Origin of the sequence: Acidovorax sp. KKS102, from assembly GCF_000302535.1 — a bacterium.
GTDB lineage: Bacteria > Pseudomonadota > Gammaproteobacteria > Burkholderiales > Burkholderiaceae_C > Acidovorax.
In genome coordinates this window covers 3,891,163-3,911,079 of the sequence record NC_018708.1, presented here as the reverse complement: position 1 = coordinate 3,911,079, position 19,917 = coordinate 3,891,163, and the positions used below count along the sequence as shown (strand labels likewise).

Annotated in this window: 21 protein-coding genes; 11 read left to right on the top strand and 10 right to left on the bottom strand. The window is 66.1% G+C overall.

The window, feature by feature from the left end; translation table 11 throughout:
• The first annotated feature begins 139 nt into the window (after positions 1 to 139).
• From C380_RS17870 to C380_RS17840, 7 genes are all read left to right on the top strand, one after another.
• Positions 140 to 610 (top strand): (2Fe-2S)-binding protein, encoded by a 471-nt coding sequence (locus C380_RS17870; RefSeq protein ID WP_015015240.1) that lies wholly within the window; start codon positions 140 to 142, stop codon positions 608 to 610.
• Positions 611 to 656: 46 nt separating this feature from the next.
• Positions 657 to 3,044: a xanthine dehydrogenase family protein molybdopterin-binding subunit gene (locus C380_RS17865; RefSeq protein WP_015015239.1), complete on the top strand. Its 2,388-nt coding sequence runs from the start codon at positions 657 to 659 to the stop codon at positions 3,042 to 3,044.
• A gap of 11 nt (positions 3,045 to 3,055) precedes the next feature.
• On the top strand, positions 3,056 to 3,847 hold the full coding sequence (locus tag C380_RS17860; RefSeq protein WP_015015238.1) for a xanthine dehydrogenase family protein subunit M: 792 nt from the start codon (positions 3,056 to 3,058) through the stop codon (positions 3,845 to 3,847).
• 109 nt (positions 3,848 to 3,956) lie between these two features.
• Complete coding sequence (locus tag C380_RS17855) at positions 3,957 to 4,883, top strand: MoxR family ATPase (RefSeq protein ID WP_015015237.1); 927 nt, start codon at positions 3,957 to 3,959, stop codon at positions 4,881 to 4,883.
• Positions 4,884 to 4,893: 10 nt separating this feature from the next.
• Positions 4,894 to 6,108 (top strand): VWA domain-containing protein, encoded by a 1,215-nt coding sequence (locus C380_RS17850; protein WP_015015236.1) that lies wholly within the window; start codon positions 4,894 to 4,896, stop codon positions 6,106 to 6,108.
• A gap of 96 nt (positions 6,109 to 6,204) precedes the next feature.
• A complete protein-coding gene (locus C380_RS17845) occupies positions 6,205 to 6,837 on the top strand; it encodes a CoxG family protein (RefSeq protein ID WP_015015235.1) in 633 nt (210 codons plus the stop codon).
• Positions 6,838 to 6,866: 29 nt separating this feature from the next.
• Positions 6,867 to 7,940 (top strand): XdhC family protein, encoded by a 1,074-nt coding sequence (locus C380_RS17840; RefSeq protein WP_015015234.1) that lies wholly within the window; start codon positions 6,867 to 6,869, stop codon positions 7,938 to 7,940.
• Positions 7,941 to 7,958: 18 nt separating this feature from the next.
• Here the strand turns inward: C380_RS17840 and C380_RS17835 are convergent, their stop codons facing one another.
• The 5 genes from C380_RS17835 to C380_RS17815 form a co-directional block, all read right to left on the bottom strand.
• Positions 7,959 to 8,462, bottom strand: a complete 504-nt coding sequence (locus tag C380_RS17835) for a low molecular weight protein-tyrosine-phosphatase (protein WP_015015233.1) — start codon at positions 8,460 to 8,462, stop codon at positions 7,959 to 7,961.
• Between the two features lie 18 nt (positions 8,463 to 8,480).
• Complete coding sequence (locus C380_RS17830) at positions 8,481 to 9,170, bottom strand: glutathione S-transferase family protein (RefSeq protein ID WP_015015232.1); 690 nt, start codon at positions 9,168 to 9,170, stop codon at positions 8,481 to 8,483.
• Positions 9,171 to 9,254: 84 nt separating this feature from the next.
• Positions 9,255 to 10,022, bottom strand: coding sequence for an MHYT domain-containing protein (locus C380_RS17825; protein WP_015015231.1), 768 nt, complete (start codon positions 10,020 to 10,022; stop codon positions 9,255 to 9,257).
• Positions 10,023 to 10,264: 242 nt separating this feature from the next.
• Positions 10,265 to 10,999, bottom strand: coding sequence for a response regulator (locus C380_RS17820; RefSeq protein ID WP_015015230.1), 735 nt, complete (start codon positions 10,997 to 10,999; stop codon positions 10,265 to 10,267).
• The gene (locus tag C380_RS17815; RefSeq protein ID WP_015015229.1) at positions 10,996 to 11,670 is read right to left on the bottom strand and encodes an excisionase family DNA-binding protein; all 675 of its coding nucleotides are present in this window, start codon (positions 11,668 to 11,670) and stop codon (positions 10,996 to 10,998) included. Before C380_RS17815 ends, C380_RS17820 begins: the two co-directional genes overlap by 4 nt.
• 148 nt (positions 11,671 to 11,818) lie before the next feature.
• Between C380_RS17815 and C380_RS17810 the strand changes: the two genes are divergently transcribed.
• The 4 genes from C380_RS17810 to C380_RS17795 all read left to right on the top strand — a co-directional run bounded on the left by C380_RS17810 (position 11,819) and on the right by C380_RS17795 (position 16,382).
• Positions 11,819 to 12,190, top strand: coding sequence for a response regulator transcription factor (locus tag C380_RS17810; RefSeq protein ID WP_015015228.1), 372 nt, complete (start codon positions 11,819 to 11,821; stop codon positions 12,188 to 12,190).
• Between the two features lie 77 nt (positions 12,191 to 12,267).
• A complete protein-coding gene (locus C380_RS17805) occupies positions 12,268 to 12,963 on the top strand; it encodes an HD-GYP domain-containing protein (protein ID WP_083871677.1) in 696 nt (231 codons plus the stop codon).
• 67 nt (positions 12,964 to 13,030) lie between these two features.
• Positions 13,031 to 13,843 (top strand): ABC transporter substrate-binding protein, encoded by an 813-nt coding sequence (locus tag C380_RS17800; RefSeq protein WP_015015226.1) that lies wholly within the window; start codon positions 13,031 to 13,033, stop codon positions 13,841 to 13,843.
• Between the two features lies 1 nt (position 13,844).
• Positions 13,845 to 16,382, top strand: coding sequence for a PAS domain S-box protein (locus C380_RS17795; RefSeq protein WP_015015225.1), 2,538 nt, complete (start codon positions 13,845 to 13,847; stop codon positions 16,380 to 16,382).
• A gap of 97 nt (positions 16,383 to 16,479) precedes the next feature.
• Here the strand turns inward: C380_RS17795 and C380_RS25350 are convergent, their stop codons facing one another.
• From C380_RS25350 to C380_RS17775, 5 genes are all read right to left on the bottom strand, one after another.
• Positions 16,480 to 16,650 (bottom strand): hypothetical protein, encoded by a 171-nt coding sequence (locus C380_RS25350; protein ID WP_015015224.1) that lies wholly within the window; start codon positions 16,648 to 16,650, stop codon positions 16,480 to 16,482.
• Between the two features lie 105 nt (positions 16,651 to 16,755).
• On the bottom strand, positions 16,756 to 17,424 hold the full coding sequence (locus C380_RS17790) for a histidine phosphatase family protein (RefSeq protein WP_015015223.1): 669 nt from the start codon (positions 17,422 to 17,424) through the stop codon (positions 16,756 to 16,758).
• Positions 17,402 to 18,370: an MBL fold metallo-hydrolase gene (locus C380_RS17785; protein WP_015015222.1), complete on the bottom strand. Its 969-nt coding sequence runs from the start codon at positions 18,368 to 18,370 to the stop codon at positions 17,402 to 17,404. The genes C380_RS17790 and C380_RS17785 overlap by 23 nt, the downstream gene beginning before the upstream one ends.
• 330 nt (positions 18,371 to 18,700) lie before the next feature.
• On the bottom strand, positions 18,701 to 19,069 hold the full coding sequence (locus C380_RS17780) for a hypothetical protein (protein ID WP_015015221.1): 369 nt from the start codon (positions 19,067 to 19,069) through the stop codon (positions 18,701 to 18,703).
• 50 nt (positions 19,070 to 19,119) lie between these two features.
• The gene (locus C380_RS17775; RefSeq protein WP_015015220.1) at positions 19,120 to 19,872 is read right to left on the bottom strand and encodes an IclR family transcriptional regulator; all 753 of its coding nucleotides are present in this window, start codon (positions 19,870 to 19,872) and stop codon (positions 19,120 to 19,122) included.
• Positions 19,873 to 19,917: the final 45 nt, after the last annotated feature.

The window sequence follows — 19,917 nt, the reverse complement described above, 5'->3', positions numbered from 1 at the left end:
CTGGAAATCTAGGGTTGTCCCTAGGGATGGTCGTTGGGGCGCGGCAGAAGATGCGCGAGCGATGAGCGTGACTCTGATCCCCTCCGCGAGGTCGTGAGCGCGCTCCTATCCAGCCAGAACCACTCCAGGAGACAGCCAGATGCAAGTCCAGTTCACGGTCAACGGGCGCGCTGCCAGTGTTGACGTCCCTCCCAATACCCTGCTTGTCCATGCGCTGCGAGAGCACCTGATGCTCACCGGCACCCATGTGGGCTGTGACACCAGCCAGTGCGGCGCCTGCACCGTGCATGTGAACGGCCGGGCCGTCAAATCCTGCGCCATGCTGGCGGTGCAGGCGCAGGGGGCCGAGGTGACGACCATCGAAGGCATGGCGTCGGCAGACGGCACCATGCACCCCATGCAGGCGGCGTTCAAGGAGTGCCACGGCCTGCAGTGCGGCTTCTGCACGCCGGGCATGGTGATGAGTGCGGTGGACCTGTGCAAGAACCATCCCAATGCCAGCGAAGGCGAGATCCGCGAGCTGCTCGAAGGCAACATCTGCCGCTGCACCGGCTACCAGAACATCGTGCGCGCAGTGCAGGTCGGCCAGAAGGCCATGGCCGGCGCCTGAGCGCGCCCGCCGTTCCCACACCAGAACAATCCAAGGAGACAAGACCATGGGTGCATCCGACTTTTCCAAGCTGCCGCACATCGGCGAATCGCTCAAGCGCAAGGAAGACTACCGCTTCCTGACCGGCGCAGGCCAATACACCGACGACGTGGTGCTGGCCGCGCAAAGCCATGCGGTGTTCGTGCGTTCACCGCACGCCCACGCCAAGATCAACAGCATCAACATTGACGCCGCCAAGGCCGCGCCCGGCGTGCTAGGCGTGTTCATCGGCGCCGATGTGGCCGCCGACAACATCAACGGCCTGCCCTGCGGCTGGCTCATCACCAGCACCAACGGCGAGCCCATGAAGGAGCCGCCGCACCCCATCCTGGCCCAGGGCAAGGTGCGCTACGTGGGCGACCACGTGGCCATGGTGGTGGCGCTGACCCAGCAGCAGGCGCGCGACGCGGCCGAGCTGGTGGAGGTGGACTACGACGTGCTGCCTGCCGTGGTGAACGTGGCCGACGCTGCGTCGGGCGCCGTGGCCGGTGCGGCGGTGCATGACATTGCGCCCGACAACCACTGCTTCAAGTGGGCCATTGGCGACAAGGGCGGCGTGGATGCCGCATTTGCCAACGCCGCCCACGTCACCAAGCTCGACCTGATCAACAACCGCCTGATCCCCAACGCCATGGAGCCACGTGCGGCCATCGGCAGCTACAACCGGGCGAGCGACGAATACACCCTCTACGTCAGCAACCAGAACCCGCACGTCGAGCGCCTACTGATGACGGCCTTTGTGATGGGCCTGCCCGAGCACAAGGTGCGCGTGATCGCGCCCGATGTGGGCGGGGGCTTCGGCTCCAAGATCTATCTGTACGCTGAGGACGTGTGCCTGACCTGGGCGGCAAAAAAGCTCAACCGCAACATCAAGTGGGTGGCGGACCGCAGCGAGGCGTTCCTCTCCGATGCGCATGGCCGCGACCACGTGAGCCATGCCGAAATGGCGATGGACAAGGACGGCAAATTCCTGGCCATGCGTGTGCACACCGATGCCAACCTGGGTGCCTACCTCAGCACCTTTGCCAGTGCGGTGCCCACCATTCTTTACGCCACGCTGCTGGCGGGTCAGTACAGCACGCCTCAGGTGTATGTAGAAGTGGACTCGTGGTTCACCAACACTGCGCCGGTGGACGCCTACCGGGGCGCAGGCCGCCCTGAGGCTACCTATCTGCTGGAGCGCCTAGTCACCCGCTGCGCGTGGGAGATGGGCCTCTCGCAAGACGAAATCCGCCGTCGCAATTTCATCCAGACCTTTCCGTACCAGACGCCGGTGGCGCTGCAGTACGACACGGGCGACTTCCATGCCTGCATGGACGGTGCCAACAAGCTGGCCGATGTGGCAGGCTTTGAGCAGCGCAAGGCCGCCAGTGCGGCCAAGGGACTGCTGCGGGGCATCGGCTACTCGTCGTACATTGAGGCCTGTGGCATTGCGCCCTCCAACATCGCGGGCGCCCTGGGCGCGCGGGCGGGCCTGTTTGAATGCGGCGAGGTGCGTGTGCACCCCACCGGCAGCGTGACGGTGTTCACCGGCTCGCACAGCCACGGCCAGGGCCACGAGACCACCTTTGCGCAGGTGGTGGCGGCGCGCCTGGGCATTCCGGTCGAGAACGTGGACATCGTGCACGGCGACACGGGCCGCGTGCCGTTCGGCATGGGCACCTACGGCTCGCGCTCCATTAGCGTGGGCGGGGCGGCCATCATGAAGGCGCTGGATAAGATCGAGGCCAAGGCCAAGAAGATTGCCGCACATTTGATGGAGGCCAGCGACGCCGACATCGACTTCAGCGGCGGCGAATTCACCGTGCGGGGCACGGACAAGAAGATACCGTTCGGTCAGGTGGCACTCACGGCCTATGTGCCGCACAACTACCCGCTCGACAAGCTGGAGCCGGGCCTGAACGAAACCGCGTTCTACGACCCGACCAACTTCACCTTCCCCGCAGGCACCTACATCTGCGAGGTGGAGATCGACCCGCAGACCGGCGTGACGCGCGTGGACAAGTTCACGGCGGTGGACGACTTCGGCACCATCATCAACCCCATGATCGTGGAAGGCCAGGTGCACGGCGGACTGGTGCAGGGCATTGGTCAGGCGTTGCTGGAGAACTGCGTGTACGACCGCGAAACCGGCCAGCTGCTCACCGGCAGCTTCATGGACTACGCCATGCCGCGCGCTGACGACTTCCCCGAGTTCAAGCTGGCCCATGTGTGCACCCCCTGCACCCACAACCCGCTGGGCACCAAGGGCTGCGGCGAGGCTGGGGCCATCGGCTCGCCACCGGCGGTGATCAACGCCGTGCTCGATGCGCTGCGACCTCTGGGCGTGAAGGACTTCGACATGCCCGCGTCGCCGCACCGCGTGTGGGAAGCCATTCAGTCCGCCAAGGCATAAGGAGACCAACCATGTACGCATTCACCTTTGAGGCTCCTTCCTCCACCGCTGCTGCCGCGCAGCTCATCGCCCAGGGCGGAAAGCTGCTGGCCGGCGGGCAAAGCCTGCTGCCGTCCATGCGCCTGCGCCTGGCCAACCCCGAAAAGATCGTGGACCTGAATGGCGTTGCCGAGCTGGCGGGCATCCGCCGTGAAGGCAACGCGCTGGTCATTGGCGCCATGACGCGCCACATGGACGTGGCGGCCAGCAGCGAGGTCAAGGCAGCCATCCCGGCGCTGGCCGACCTGGCCGCACACATTGGCGACCGCCAGGTGCGCGCACGGGGCACGCTGGGCGGCTCCGTGGCCAACAACGACCCTGCCGCCTGCTACCCCAGCGCGGTGCTGGGCCTGGGCGCCACGGTCATCACCAACCGCCGCGAGATCCAAGCCGACGACTTCTTCGTGGGCATGTACACCACGGCGCTGGAGGAGGGCGAGATCATTACTGCCATCCGCTTCCCCATCCCTAAGCGTGCCGCGTACATGAAGTTCAAGCAGGCGGCGTCGCGATTCTCGCTGGTGGGTGTGTTTGTGGCGCAGACCGACAGTGGCGTGCGCGTGGCCGTCACCGGTGCGGCCAGCAGCGTGTTTCGCCATGCGGGGCTGGAGGCAGCGCTCAACCAGAGCTTCACGCCGCAGTCGGCGGCCAGCGTGAAGATCGACGCGAGCGATTTGAACGCCGACATCCACGCCAGCGCTGCCTACCGCGCCAACCTCATCAGCGTGCAAACGCAGCGCGCTGTGCAGCAGATGCTGGGATGACATGAGGGCAACCCCGCTACCGTGGTGCGGCACCCGGTGGCGGGCTTTTGAGTGAAATTGGCTGCTAGCGCTGGAAGAACATGCGCTGGCAGCTATGAATTAGATAGCAATGAACTCTTTTAACGCCGCGCCGGTTCCGGCTTCCATCGACGCCCTGGTGCAGGCCCTGCAAAGCGTGGGCTATTTTGCCGACCGTCGCCTAGCCACGGCGGTGTTTCTGGCGCTCAAGCTGCAGCGGCCTTTGCTGCTGGAGGGCGAGCCCGGCGTGGGCAAGACGGCGCTGGCCAAAGCCCTCTCGGAAGTGCTGTCGCGCAGCCTGATCCGCCTGCAGTGCTACGACGGCCTGGAGCAGCGCGAGGCGTTGTACGAGTGGAATTACGCTGCTCAGTTGCTGCACATGCGCGCAGCCGAGGGGCAGGGCGGTGCCGACATGGCGCAGGTGGAGCGCGAGGTGTACCAGGACCGCTACCTCATCCGCCGCCCTTTGCTGCAGGCGCTGCAGGCGCCAGCGCCCGGCGCCGTGCTGCTGATCGACGAGGTGGACCGCGCGGACGAGCCCTTTGAGGCCTTTTTGCTCGAGTACCTGGGCGAGTACCAGGTGAGCATTCCCGAGATTGGCACCGTGCGCGCCACGGCCACGCCCGTCACCATTCTCACCAGCAACCGTACGCGCGACCTGCACGACGCCGTCAAGCGCCGCTGCTTGTACCACTGGCTGGACTACCCCGAGCGCGAGCGCGAGCTGGCCATCGTGCGCGCCCAGGTGCCGGGTGCGAGTGAGGCGTTGGCCCTGCAGGTGGCAGACTTTGTGGGGCGACTGCGCAGCCAGCCGTTTGCCAACGCCTTTCAGCGCGCACCGGGCATTGCCGAGAGCGTGGAATGGGCCAAGGCGCTGGTGGCCCTCGACACCCTCGTGGTGGACCCCGAGGTGGTGTCCGATACCGCAGGCATCCTGTTCAAGCAGCGCGAGGATGTCGCGGCGCTCACCCGCGACATGGCGGTGCAGTTGCTGCAACCCGCCGATGCCGATGCATGAGAGCCGTCCCATGGCTGAGGGCGCGATGTTCTCCCAACTCGGCGATGCCCGCACCGGCAAGCTGGCCGACAACCTGAGCGGCTTTGGCCGCACGCTGCGTCGCGCTGGCGTGCGGGTGGACGCTGCCCGCATGGCGCTGGCCCAGCAGGCGGTGATGCTGGTGGGCCTGCAGCGCGAGGACTTCAGCGCCGCACTGGAGGCCGTGCTGGTCAGCCGCGAGCAAGACCGCATGGTGTTCCGCGAGCTGTTTGACGCCTACTTTCGCAATCCCAACGTCGCACAAAAGCTGCTGGCGCAGATGCTGCCCAGCGCCGAGTCCAAGGCCGAGCCCGTCAAACGCCGCCCGCGTGTGAGCGAGGCACTGGCGCCCGTGCGTGCCGCGCGCAACGCACCGCCCGCGCGCGAAGAAGACAAGATCGAATTCGATGCCGCCATGACGGCCAGCGACCTGCAGCGCCTGCGGCAGGCTGACTTCAACCAGCTCTCGGCCAGCGAATACATCCTGGTGGAGCGCCTGGCGCGCGACGTGCCCTTGCCCTTGCCGCACTACGCCGCCCGCCGCACCCGGCCGGGCGCACGCGGCAGCCGCCCGCACTGGCCCGGCGCCATGCACCATGCGGCGCGCAGTGGGGGCGAGGTGCTGCACATCCCGTTGCTGCAGCGGCGCCAGCAACCGCTGCCGCTGCTGGTGCTGGTGGATGTGTCGGGATCGATGGAGCGCTACGCGCGTTTGCTGCTGGCCTTCTTGCACGCGGCCACCGCACCGCGCCACACCGGCGCCGCCGTGCGCCGGGACGTGTTTGCGTTTGGCACCGGCTTGACCGATCTCACGCCCGCCTTCCGCCTGGCCGATACGGATGCGATGCTGGAGACGGCCAGCCATGCCATCACCGACTTTGCGGGCGGTACCCGCATGGGCGACAGCCTGGGCCAGCTGCGCCTGCAGCACGCGCGGCGCCTGGTGGGGCGGCGCACGCTGGTGCTGCTGATCAGCGACGGACTGGACACGGGCACGCCCGAGGTGCTGGAGCGCGAGCTGGCCTGGCTGCGCCGCCACTGCGGCCGCCTGCTGTGGCTCAACCCCCTGCTGCGCTACGAGGGCTATGCCCCCACGGCGCGCGGTGCGTCAGTTCTGTACCGCCAGGCCCACGGCATGGTGGCCGTGCACAACCTGAGCCACCTGAAGGACCTGGCTGCCAGCCTGGCGAGCGTGCTGCGGCAATGACGGCGCCGTGCCCCACGCCGCACTGAGTCCAGCCATGCAGCGGACCGATTGAATTCCCACAACATCCACACACATTAAAGACCGAGAGGACCCACCATGGAAATGCAAGCCAGCCGAACCCTTGCCGTCAGCCAGCAACAGGCCTGGGAGGCGCTCAACGACCCCGAAGTGCTCAAGCTGTGCATTCCCGGTTGCGACAAGGTCGAGCCCACGGGCGAGAACCAGTATTCGGTGGCCATGGCGCTCAAGATCGGGCCTGTGTCGGCCAAATTTGCGGGCAAGATCACGCTGTCCGACATCGTGCCGCCCGAGAGCTACAACATTGCCTTTGAAGGCTCTGGCGGCGTGGCGGGCTTTGGCAAGGGCAACGCCCAGGTCAAGTTGGTGCCCCTGCCCGCCGATGCGGCCGGTCAGGCCAGCTGTGAGTTGCACTACACCGTACACGCCTCGGTGGGCGGCAAGATCGCGCAGCTGGGCCAGCGCCTCATCGACGGCGCCGCCAAAAGCATGGCCGAGGACTTCTTCAAGCGGTTTGACGACGAGATGCAGCGCCGCTTTCCGCGCGCTGAAGCCCCTTCAGCAGATGCAGCGGCAAGTGCCGATGCCGTCACCCAGCCAAGCACAGTGCAAGAGGGTGGTGCCACCCAGGGCGGCGGTATCCCTGCGTGGATGTGGGGTGTTGGCGTGGCGGCCCTCGTATTGCTGGCCTGGTGGTTCAATCGGGGCTGATTGCCCGGGGCAGCGGAAGGAAGTGAGTCATGGAAAATTTGGACGTCGTCGTGCTGCGCACACTGCAGGGCTGGCGGGCCGCAGGGCGCCGTGCGCTGCTGGCCACGGTGGTGCGCACATGGGGCTCATCGCCCCGGCCCGTGGGCTCGATCATGGCGCTGTGCGAGGACGGCGCGGTGGTCGGGTCGGTGTCGGGCGGGTGCATTGAAGACGATTTGATCGACCGCCACACCCGCGCCTATGCACAGGCGGGTGCGGCGGCAGACGGTACCGACCACCGCATCCCCAGCGGTCCGCCATCGTTCGTCAAATACGGCGTCAGCGCCGACGAGGCCCACCGCTTTGGCCTGCCCTGCGGCGGCACGCTGGAGCTGCTGCTGGAGTACGACCCCGATCCCACCCTGCTGGCCGACTTGATTGCCCAGCTGGCCGCTGGGCGCCTGGTGCAGCGCACTGTGCGCCTGTCTGACGGCACCGTGACCCTGGCGCCCACCCAGGCCCCCGAGGATCTCAAGGTGGATGCGCAGCAGCTCACCAACACCTTCGGCCCCGAGTACCGCATGTTGCTCATCGGTGCGGGGCAGCTCACCGAATACCTGGCCACCATGGCCTTGTTCAACGGCTTTGCCGTGACGGTGTGCGACCCGCGCGAGGAGTACCGGGGCAGCTGGAGCGTGCCCGGCGCCACCGTGGTGAGCGACATGCCCGACGATGTGGTGCTGGCCTTCAAGCCTGACCGCCGCACCTGCGTGGTGGCCCTCACGCACGACCCCAAGCTGGACGACCTGGCGCTGCTGGAGGCGCTGAACACCGAGGCGTTCTACGTGGGCGGTATTGGCTCGCGCCGCAACAACGAGGCGCGGCGCGCCCGCATGATCGAGCACTTCGACCAGACCGAAGCCAGCCTGCAGCGCCTGCGCGGGCCCATTGGCATCTACATCGGCAGCAAGACACCGCCCGAGATTGCGGTGAGCGTGATGGCCGAGATTTTGGCCGTGAAGAACGGCGTGACCTTGCCGCGTGACATGGAAGTGGCCCAGGCCAAGAACGACCGGGAGCTGGCCCACAACGACCCGGGCGCCCTGGTGTGCGGCGTGCGGTAGCTCGGTTCGTCCCCGAGGTCAGTGCTGCACCGGTGGCACCTGGGCCTGCAGCTGCCGCTGCACGTGCCTGAGCAGACCTTCGCAGGCGTCTTCCACCAGGTCCAGCACCTCTTCAAAACCTTGGCTGCCGCCGTAGTACGGGTCGGGCACCACCGGGCTGTCGAACTGCAGGCAGAACTCCGTCATGCGCCGCAGCTTGTGCGCGTGTGCGGGTGGGCACAGGTCTTGTGCCAGGGCGAGGTTGTCCCAGTCCATGGCCAGGATCAGGTCGTACCGCGCAAAGTCCGCATCCGTGATCTGCCGGGCCCGCAGGTCCGACAGGTCATAGCCGCGCTGCGCCGCGTGGCGCTGGGTGCGGGTGTCGGGCGGCTCGCCGGGGTGGTAGTTGTGCGTGCCGGCCGAATCCACCATCACGCTGTGCGCCAGACCGCTGTGGGTGATCTTGTGGCGGAACACGCCGTGGGCTGTGGGGCTGCGGCAGATGTTGCCCATGCACACGAACAGGATGGCGTAGCGGGACATGGTGATGGTCGCGTACGTTCAGGCCTCGATCACCACCGGGCCGCCCTTGGCAATGCCGCGCTGGTAGGCCGGGCGGGCATGCATGCGCTCCAGGTAGGCCTGCAGGTGCGGGCAGCGGCTTGCGTCGTTGGCGCGGGACATCAGCGCCTCCACCGCAAAGCTCATCTGAAAATCCGCAATGGTCAGGTGCTCCCCGGCAAACCAGCGGTGGGTGCCCAGGTGCTCTTCAATGAATGCCAGCGCCGTGTCCACGTTGGGGTCGATGAGCTTTTGCTGCACCGTGCCGCACAGCGCGCGCGCAATGGGCTTCACGAAGAAGGGCATGGGCTGGGTGGGGATGGTCTTGAACACCAGCTTCATCACCAGCCAGTTCATCAGCGAGCCCTCGGCATAGTGCATCCAGAAGCGGCACTGGCGGTGTTCGGCGGTGCGTGGCGCGGGCTGCAGGTGGGCCAAGTCGCCCCGGGCTTGCTCGCCATAGGTTTCCACCAGGTACTCGATGATCGCACCCGATTCGGCGATCACTTCGTCGCCATCCGTGATGACCGGTGACTTGCCCAGGGGGTGAATGGCCTTGAGCGCCAGTGGGGCCAGCTTGGTGGCCTTGTCGCGCGCGTAGATCTTGAGCTCGTAGGGCACGCCCAGCTCTTCCAACAGCCAGAGAATGCGCTGCGAGCGCGAGGTTTCGAGGTGGTGCAGGGTGATCATGGCCGCCATCTTATTGAAGAGTGGGCCGAATCCACCCTGCCTCGGTCCTTGTTTTTTGCGCGAGCTTTGGCTGATCTGGTGGGTTCAGGCGGTGCGGCGCCGCTGCTGCCCGATGGAGCGCTGCATCCACTGCACGTACAGGTCCACAGAAAGCAGCACAGCCATCGCAAAGGCGCAAGCGGCCACGGTGGGCCCCAGACCCAGCGAACTGACCAGCCAGGTGCCCTGCACGGTGGCAAAGCGGTTGGGGGTGGTGCAGATGAACTCGGCCGCGCCCATACCGGTGTAGTGCATGGCGCACACGGCAGCGGCCATGAGCAGGGCGGCCCCTGCGCGGCTGGCCATGCTGCGGGTGTTGAAGGCCAGCCATAGGGCGGCCGTGCCTGCTGCCACCGCGATGAGCACTGAAAGCGCCACGGTGCGCAGGTCCCAGTTGATGTAGCCGCCAATCTTCATGCCGTACATGCCCAGGTAGTGCATGCCCGCCACACCCAGGCCCAACAACAACCCTGCGCCCAGAATGCGTGCCAGGTCCCGAGGCGCCTTGGACACGACGATGAGTGCGGCCGAGGTGCAGACCACAGCAGCCACCAGGGACACCGCGCTTTCGACAATGCCATAGCTACTGGCCACATCCAGCCGCAGCGCCACCATGCCCACAAAGTGCATGGACCACACGCCGATCCCACCCAGGGCCACACCCGCCGTGACTGCGGCTGCGCGGTTCAGCGAGCCATCCTGGTAGCGGATGCGCCGCGTGACCATCAGCGCGATCAGCGAACCGATGAACGCCAGTGCGAACGAGGCGGCGACGAGGTGGGGGCGGTATTCGGAGACAACGGTGGAGTCCATGGAGAGCTGCCTGTGAGGGGTGAAAAAGGGGGGCGTTTCACACCGCTCAGGGAGCAGTTGAAACCAATTGTTTCTATATTAGACCAATTGGTTATTTTTTGCTCTGAATGGTTATTTTTGGGAAAATGGTGCCGTCGCCCGATGAGGTGTGCGTTTCATTTGGGGGTGGCTGGGTGGGAGATCGCCCACTGCCGGACCTCTGCAAGGCCACGCGGTGGGCCTGCAGCGCCGCTGGCGCCGGATCAGAGTTGGAGGAGGAACGCCCGCAGCAGGCGCCAATGCTCCAGGCACGCCTCGGGGGCGGGCTGGGCGGCCGCGTTTTCCAGCTGGCGGGCGCGCACGCTCTGGGACGGGTGGCCGAGGGTGAGCAGCACGGTGGCCAGGCTGTGTGCCAGACGGCGCAGCGCGGGCCAGTCTTGTGCCGTGCAGGCGGCATCGCCTTGCCGTATGTCGGCGGGGAACTGCTGCAGGCAGCTGGCGCGGTAGGCCTTGAACAGAAACTCGTCGCCCGCAAAGTGGGTGGCAATGGCCTGCGCCTCGTCGTCGCCCGCTTCACCGGCCGGCGTGGTGGTTGTGGCCGGCGCATTGGCAGGGGGCTCAGCCACCAGCGCCAATGCATCGGTCACACAGGCCTCCAGCTCAGCCACCGATGCGGGTTTGGACACCATGCGCCATACCTTCATGGCCAGCAGTTGCTCGCGCACGGGTGGCGTCAGGCCTGCGCTGAACACTGCGACAGGAATCCGGCGTCCGTGCACGGGCTCTTGCAGTAGCCGCTGTACGAGGTCAATGCCGGACTCGCCGGGCAGCATGAGGTCGGTGATGATGAGTTCCACCCCCCCGGCGTGCAGCGCCTGCATGGCGTCCGGCACATTGGCGCAGGTCACCAGCTCGATCGGAAGCTCCTCCAGCGCCATCTGCACAAAGCGCGCGATGGAGCTGTCGTCTTCCACCAGCAGGACCTTGGGCGCGCTCATGCGGGCACCTGGGCCTGTGGAATACACGCTGCCAGTGCGCTCGGCAGCTCGGCCACCAGCCGGGGTTTGTGAATGACCTTCACGCCCTGCAGGGCGAACGCGTAGGGCTCGCGCTGTTGCTCGTCGAGTGAGGTGACCACGATAAGGTGGCTGCGCGCAAACTGGGGGTGCGAACGCAGCGTGGTGATCAGGGTGGCGCCGTCAATGCCCGGCAGCAGGATGTCCACGATCAGCACCTCGGGCTGTATCTGCCCATACAGCGCCAGACCGGTGATGCCATCGTTGGCCACCTGCAACTGCACACCCGGAAAGTGTTGCTGCACGATGAGGCCGACCAGATTCTGGAAATGGATCGAGTCTTCAATCAGCAGGATCTGCGGCGCGCGCCCTTTGGCGGGGGCCACGGGCGGTGCCAGAGGGTGGCGGCTGGCCACCGGCGTGTCGGCTGCGGGTGCCGGGGCCGCGCCCCCGGCGCCGTGGGCGGTCATCCAGCGTTCCACCGATGCGCGGGAGATACGGCGATGTCCGCCCGGCGTCTTCCAGGCCTCCAGCTCGTTGCGGTCCACCATCAGCTGGACGGACCGTACGGCCATGCCCAGCATCTTGGCGACTTCGAGCGTTGTGTAGTGGTCGGCCATGGCGCGCTCCGCGAGGGAATGGTCAGATTGCATAGATCGCGCATTTTCTCCTAATTTTTTCAAACATACGTCTTGTATTTGATAAAAATGATTGATATGATTCTATCAATGGCAAAAAAACACCCTGATCTGTGCTTTTTTGTATTTCCAAGCCGACCTCTGCCCCACAAGGGTTCCCGCCATGAAAAAGATCCTCATCGTCGAAGACCACATCGATATCCGCAAGCTGCTCAAGATGACGCTGGAGTTTGATGACTTCGAGATCCACGAAGCCGCCACGGGCGACGCGGGCTGGGTGCTGGCCCAGGAGCTGCAGCCGGACATCGTGCTGCTCGACGTGATGATGCCGGGCACCCTGAACGGCCTGGATGTGTGCCGCCGCATCAAATCGGCCCCGGGCATGCGCCACACCAAGGTGATCATGCTGACGGCCCGGGTGCAGTCGGATGACCGGGCGGCAGGTTTCGCGGCAGGCGCCGACGACTACCTGATGAAGCCCTTCAGCACGCTGCAGGTGCTGGAGACCATCTACCGCATGGAGGCAGCGCAGTGACTTCGCTCCCAGTGCTGGAGCCTGCTCCCCAGGCTCCGCCAGACACCCGGTGCTTTGACGAGGCCGCAGCGGCGCAGATGGAGCGTTTTGTGCGTGACTTTGGCCGCATGTACCGGGAGCGCAACGAAGCGCTGCGCGAGGTCACCCGCGCGCACCACGCGGCACTGCTGCACCTGTCGGCCGCCGCAGACCTCAAAGACGATGACACCGGCGTGCACATCGTGCGCATCGGCTATCTGGCCGAGGCACTGGCCCTCGCGCTGGGGCAGACGGTGGGCTACGCCCGCATGCTGCGCAAGGCGGCGCCCATGCATGACATCGGCAAGATCGGCACCCCGGACAGCGTGCTCAAGAAGCCCGGCAAGCTCACCCCGGAAGAGCGCCAGACCATGAACTGCCATGCCGCCATGGGTGCCGAGATCCTCGGGCGTTCGCAGATTCCCGTCTTTCGCATGGCGGCCGAGGTGGCGCTCACGCACCACGAACGCTACGACGGCCAGGGCTACCCTGCAGGCCTGGCGGGCGATGCCATTCCGCTGTCGGGCCGCATCACGGCCGTGGTGGACTTTTTTGACGCACTGACGATGGACCGGGTGTATCGCCCCGCCTTCACCGTGCCGGTGGCGCTGGAGATGCTGGCAGCCGAGCGTGGGCGCGCGTTTGACCCGGTGATCGTGGACACGTTTTTGGCGCATGCTGCGGCCATTGACGCACTGCGGTGCAAGATCACGCAGGAATGCCCGTCGTTCGATGCACTGATCGATGCGCCCTGACCCTTTTTTGGCCGCTCTGCGGCAGGCCACTGTGGGTACGGTGGTTGGATTGATTCAAGGATTCCCCATGATGATGACGATGATGCAGTGGCTGAAACCGGGGGCACGTGCCATCACCCGCCTGCTGCTGGCGGCGTGCGCCACCAGCGCGCTGGCAGGGCCTGTGGCCGACCGGGTCCAGAGCCAGTCGGTGCTGCGCGTGTGTGTGTGGCCGGACTACTACGGCGTGACCTTTCGCCACCCGCGCACGCAGCAGCTGGGCGGCATCGACATTGACCTGTCGGGCGAGCTGGCGCGCGATCTCAAGGCCCGGGTCGAATACGTGGACTCTTCCTTTCCCACCCTCATTGATGACCTGAACCAGGACCGTTGTGACGTGGCCATGTTCGCCATTGGCATGCTGCCCCAGCGCATGGAGAAGCTGGCTTTCACCCAGCCCTATATGCGCAGCGACATCTACGGCATCACAACCAAGACCAACACGGTCATCAAGCAGTGGGCCGACATCGACAAGCCGGGCGTGCTGGTGGGTGTGCAGGCAGGCACGTTCATGGAGCCCATCATGGCCCAGCGCCTCAAGCAGGCCACGCTGGTGCGCATCCAGTTGCCCGCAACCCGGGAGCGCGAACTGACGGCCGGGCGCATTGACGTGTTCATGACCGACTACCCCTACAGCCGGCGCCTGATGGACAACGCCGACTGGGCCCGGCTCATCGAGTCGCCCGAACCGTTCTCGGTGCTGCCCTACGGCTATGCGGTCAAGCGCGGCGACGCGGCGTGGCTGGCCACGGTCGAGGCCTTTGTAGCCCGTATCAAGGCAGATGGCCGCCTGCAGCGTGCGGCCTCCCAGAACGGCCTGAGCGCCATCGTGGTGCGCTGACATGGCAGCTCTTCAGCCTCTCTCCCGGCGCTGGGCTCGACTGCGCGCGTGGGTGTTGCAGACCAGCCACCTGGTCCTGGTCATCGGGGGGCTGTCGGCATTGGCGGCGTTGGTGGGGGTGGGTGCGTTGGCCGTGAACGACTTTCGCACGGTGCGCATCAGCCACCAGAACCATGCAGCCATGCTGGCCCGGGTGCTGGAGGACCAGGCCACGCGCACCATACAGACGGCCGAGCTGGCATTGGAGTCACTGGCTACATCGCCCGCCCTCACGGCTGTGGCCTCCGAGCCCCGGCGCATGCAGGACGCCCTGGGACAGGCACTGGCTGCGCTTTCGTTTCTCCGGGGGCTGGCCGTCGTGGACGCAGGGGGGCGAGTGATCGCAAGCACATTGCCGGGCGATGCTGAGAGTTTTGTGGACCTGGCCCAGTTGGGCCCGCCGGTGGCGGTGGGGCGGACGGTGCAGGGCGGCCTCACGCCGGGCCGCAGTCTGCAAAGCGTGCGCCTGGGGGGCAAAGCGGTGGCAGCGCCTGCCGGGGTGGCTTTCATCCCTGTGATGCATGGCTACAAAACGGAAGCCGGGCAAGTGCTGGTGCTGGTGGCCTTGGTCAACCCTGATTCACTGTCCAACTTTCAGCACCTCACGCTGGAGTCCGAGATTTTTGATTCCGTGGTGACGGCATACAACGGCCTGGTGCTGGCGACCTCGGGGGCAGCGGCGGCACTCGCGGGCACGCGGGTGAATCACATCCCCGTGTTCAGCCAGTTCTTGCCCCGGCAGGAACATGCCACCTACCTGGGCGCGGGTGTGCTGGGTGAGCGGCAGATCGTCAGCTTTCGAGCCTCGGCCGCCTTGCCGCTCGTGGTGGTGGTGGAGACCTCGTACCAGGCCGTTGTGAAGAGCTGGCTGGCGGACGCCAGAGCGTTGCTCGGCATCGGCCTGGCCCTGGTGGCGCTGGTGCTGGTGTTGACCGTTGCGATATGGCGGGGCATCCGCACCCGTGAGCGGGCGCGGCTGGCCATTGATGCGGCGCAAGCCCGTATTGCCCGTAACGAGCGGGACCTGTCGGTGCTCATGCGCAGCGTGCAGGAGCTGATCTTTCGCACCGATGCCCAGGGCGTGATCACCTATGTGAACGCCCACTGGACCGTCATGACGGGCACGTCCCCCGACCGCGCCATTGGCAAGCGCCTGCACGATCTGGTGGAGCCGCAAAGCCGCAACGAGGTGGTGCGGGCCATCGATCCGCGATCGCCCGATGGCGTGCGGGTGTGCCAGGTGCTGTCCCGCTCTGCGGCGGGCAAGGAAATGACATTCAAGGTGGCGGTGGTGCCCTTGGTGGCGTCCGGGCGCGTGATCGGTTTTGCAGGCAGCGCGGTGGATGAAACCGAACGCTGGATGGCCCAGCAGCAGCTGCAGGCGCAGATCGCTTTCCAGGATCTGCTACTGGAGACCAATCCGCTGCCCATCTCCGTGACCGATGCGCAGGACCGCTTTGTGCGCGTGAACAAGGCGTGGGAGGAATACAAGGGCCGCGAGCGCGTCACCGTGCTGGGCAAGGCTGTGGCCGAATGCCTGCCCCCTGACGAAGTCAAGGTACACCAGTCGGCCAACAAGCAGTTGCTGCGTTGGGGCGGACGGACGCTGGTGGAAACACAGGTGCGCCATGGGGACGGATCGCGCCGCGATACGCGCCTGGCCAAGGCGGCCATTGCGGATGAACATGGCCAGGTCACCGGCGTGCTCACCATCCTGATGGATGTGAGCGAGTTCCGCGAGGCCGAGCGCGCCACTCAAGAAGCGCGTGATGCGGCCGAAGAGGCGTCACGTGCCAAGTCGGAGTTCGTGGCCAACATGAGCCACGAGCTGCGCACGCCGCTGCAATCCATTCTGGGCTTTGCCGAGCTGGGCATGTTGCGTGGCCGCACCCAGCCCAAGCTGGCGGGCATGTTTGAAGACATCCATTCCGCAGGCCAGCGCATGCTCACGCTGGTGAACGACTTGCTGGAGGTCTCCAAGCTGGAGAGTACGGTGGGGACCTTCCACATGGAGCGCATCGACTTGCGCGGTGTGGTGCGCCCCGTGATCCGCGAACTGGAGCCCTTGCTGGAGCGTAGCCATCTGATGATGGACTTGCGCATGCCCGACCTTCCGCTGGTGGCCAAGGCCGACCCGCTGCGCTTTCAGCAGGTGATCCGAAATGTGGTGGCCAACGCGATCAAGTTTTCCCCGCCTGGAAGCACCATCACGCTGGAGGGCTACGCGGACCCCCAGGGCCAGACGCACCTGGTGGTGCGCGACGAAGGCCCGGGCATTCCCCCGTCAGAGCTGCACAGTATTTTTGAAGCCTTTGTGCAGTCCAGCAAAACCAAGGATGGTTCGGGCGGCACCGGCCTGGGCTTGGCCATTTGCCGCAAGATCGTCGAGGCCATGGGTGGGCGGATCTTCGCCGAGAACGTGCCCGCCAGCGGCGCCGCGTTCCACATCATTCTCCCCGCCAGAGGCCAGGCGGAAACCATGCCCGCACCGCTGGAATGAGCAGGGGGAATAGGCAGTGCAACGCCCACAAAAAAGCCCTCGGAGGAGGGCGTTTTTGTAGATGCTGGCGGGACGCCGCAGCGCCCCGGGTGGCCGATCAGCCGCCCTTGCGCGAACGCTTGCCAGGGTTCTTCTTGCTGCGCGTGGCGACACCACGCTCCAGGCTCACGCGCTGGCCGCGGCCGGGGGTGTTCAGCGTCACGCCGGGCAGTGGCTTGGGTTGGGGGGTGCGCTTGCGGTCTGCTTCGGTGACGATCTTGTTGCCCATGATTGGTCTCTGAGAAAGTGGAGAAAAGGGCCATATTAGGCCACAGGTGCAGCGCGGGCCCCAAAAGGGGTGGCACCACGTCTTGCAAGGAAAGGGGCTGAAGGTTCAGCCGGGCAGGGCCCATCGCGCCAGAACCTGAGGGGCAGCGCCACCCTGTTGGCGCAATATGAGAGCCTCGCCAGAGCGCGTGCTGTCCTGCGCCAGGTCGGCCTGTACAAACATGTGGCTCACCCACACTTCAAACCGGCCGCTGCGTGCGGAGGCGGTGGCCAGCGCGTCGCGCAGAGCGCGGAGATGGGCCGCTCCGGTCGTCTCGGGATAGCCCCGGGGCGAGCCCAGCGGCGCCCAGACCTGGGGTGCGCCAAAGGCCAGCGTGGCGGTGTCGATGCACCGGCACCAGGGGCTGGACAACACCTTGGCTGGCTGCAACTGCCGCGCCTGAAACCATTCGCCAATGCGGCGCGCCTGGGCCCGGCCTTCGTCGCTCAGGTTGCGCTGGGTGCCGCAGTCGCCCAGACGGAACCCTGGCGGATCGAACGTGCCAGGGGCCAGCGCGTGGCGGAACAGCGCGACCACGCCGCCCTGGCGCAGCAAGGCTTCTGCTCCCGCCTCCTGAGCGGCCCAGCTTTGCAAGGCCGCGATACCCAGGACGCCACCCACGGCGCCCGACGCGCCCCTGCCCAGCAGGGTGCGCCGCGTGAGGCGTGCGCCGTCCGCACCCGCCGTACCCCCGGCAGCGTCGGTGTCTGTATCAGGCCGCAGGCTGGAAGGCATAGCCATTGCCCGATGCCGCCATGCGGCCAAACGCGGGGAACGGGAAGTGGAAGCCACCCAGCATGGCGTTGCTGGCGGTGATGCGGGCAAACACTTCGCGCCGTACCTTGCGGGCTGCCTCGGCATCCATGTCAAAGGTAACGGCCCAGTCGGGGTTGCGCGCGAACAGCGCGGGCACGTTGGTCAGGTCTGCCACATAGAAGAAGTTCTGGCCTGCCGACTTCAGCTCAAACAGCGTGTGGCCAGGTGTGTGGCCATAAGCGGCCACCGACTGGATGCCCGGCGCCACTTCGTTGCCCGCTTCAAAACGCACCAGCGTGTCGGCCGGCATGGTGGCAAAGGTGCGGCGTGCGTTTTCGAACGCGCCCTTCATGCCGGCGGGGGCCGCCGCCATGCGCGCATCGTCCATCCAGAAGGCGTGTTCCGCCGCCGGCACCATCACCTTGGCCTTGGGGAAGGTCCATTCGCCCGCCTTGTTGCGCAGACCGTTGATGTGGTCCCCATGGAAGTGGCTGATGAGCACGGTGTCGATGTCCGAAGCCTGCATGCCAGCGGCACGCAGGCTGTCGAGCAGCTTGCCGGTGGTGGGGCCGCCAAACTCGCCCAGCCCGGTATCGATGAGGATCTTGCGCGCCCCCGCCACCACCAGGAACGGAGTGTAGGGCACGTCGATGTAGTCGGTGGGCAGGTTCTGCGATGCGAGCAGCGCACGCACTTCGGCCAGCGGCGCGTTCTTCACAAACTCTTCGCCCAGGGGGCGGCGCGTGATGCCGTCGTTCAGTGCAATCACTTCCACATCGCCCACCTTCATGCGCTTGAAGCCTGGGCTGGGCAGGGTGGGCGTACCAAAGTTGGGGGCGTTCTGAGCCCAGACGGGCACAAATGAGCCCGCAGCGTAAACGGTGGTGGCCAGGCTCGCGCCCAGGAAGTGACGGCGTGACAGCATGAAACTCTCCAGTCTTGGGTTGAACTAATGAGTCGCAACTGTAACGCCGGACCTCATAAAGGCGGGGCCTGGTGCACTAACCTGTTTGCAACGTGGGGCTTTTTGTCGCTAATTGGGGATAAGGATGTCCTGCATCACTCCCTGCGGTCTGTGATAGCGCGGCCTCGGGCCATCCGCTGCGTTGCTTTTTTTGCCAATAGCTCGGCTATTGGCTGCAAAAAGACGCCTTGCGGCCTGTCCCGATCCGCACTATCACCGACTCGCGAGGGTGATGCAGGACATCCTTTACCCTTTGGTCTGACTTGGGGAGACGGGCCGTGAAGAGGCGGCTCATTCCATTTCGAAGGCTTCGCGCAACGCGGTGCAGAAGTCGCTGCTGCCGCTGAGGGTCAGGGTCAGCGTGGTGCGTGGTGGCGCGGCACTGCTGGTGGTCGTGTGCAGTTGCCCGGTCGCTTCGTCAAAGGACAGGGTCAGCGGGCTCTGCACTTCTTGCACGCCATGCAGGTCGTAGTGCCAGGTGCCGCCGTCTTCCAGCGGTGTGCAGGCGCCAGGCCAGTGTGCATGCGCCCAGGCCAGCACGGCGGCGATCTCGCTCTGCAAAGCGGGCAGTTGGGCGGGCAACACGCTGGCCATGGCATCCAGGGTGCCGTTGCCATCAGCGTCTTCGCTGTAGTCAAAGTCGAGGTAGTTCAGTGGCATGGTGAGAGCTGGTGTTGGTTGAATGCGTCAGGGACTTGCCGCGTGAGGGCTCAAGCCCAGGTCCGGCCCAGCGCCTGTGCGGCCTCTCCCAGCCGGGGCACCAGTTGCAGCGCCCGCGTCAGTGGCATGCGGGCAGAGGGTGCCTGCAGGGCCACGGCGCTGCGCACCTGGCGCCGCCCACCGGCCAACACGGGCACGGCCACACAGACGAGGCCGTCCACAAACTCCTCGGCATCGGTGGCATAGCCTTGCCGCAGGATCTGCTCCAGCTCGGCCTCCAGCGCGGCGCGGTCGGTGAGGGTGGTGGCGGTGTGGCGGGTGAGGGGCAGACCGTCGAGGATGGCGGCCCGGCGTGCGGGCGACAGGTGGGCCAGAAACAGCTTGCCGCTGGCCGAGCAGTGGATGGGCACGCGGGTGCCGGGCCGCAGTTCCATGCGCAGCGGAAAGGCTGACTCCACCCGGTCCAGGTAGATCACTTCAGCGCCGCTCAACGCCGTGAGGTTGCAGCTTTCGCCAATGTCGGCCACCAGTTGCCGCAGCACTGCGTGGCGCACCCCAGGCTGGGTGCCCGCGCTCAGCGTGCTTTCTGCCAGGCGCAGCAGGCGCGGGGCGGGGGTGTAGCGCCGCCCGTCGGGCTCGCGTGCCAGCAGGCCGCCTGCTTCCAGCTGGCCCAGCATGCGATGCACGCTGGGCTTGGGCCAGCCGGTGGCCTCGATGGCATCGCCCAGGCTGAAGGGCTGGCCGTGCGCGCACATCGTTTCCAGCAGTTCAAACAGGCGCAGGCTGGGCGGTGTGTTGGCCATAAATCTCGGAATTCGAGACGAATTCATAAAACATTTCGGGATTAT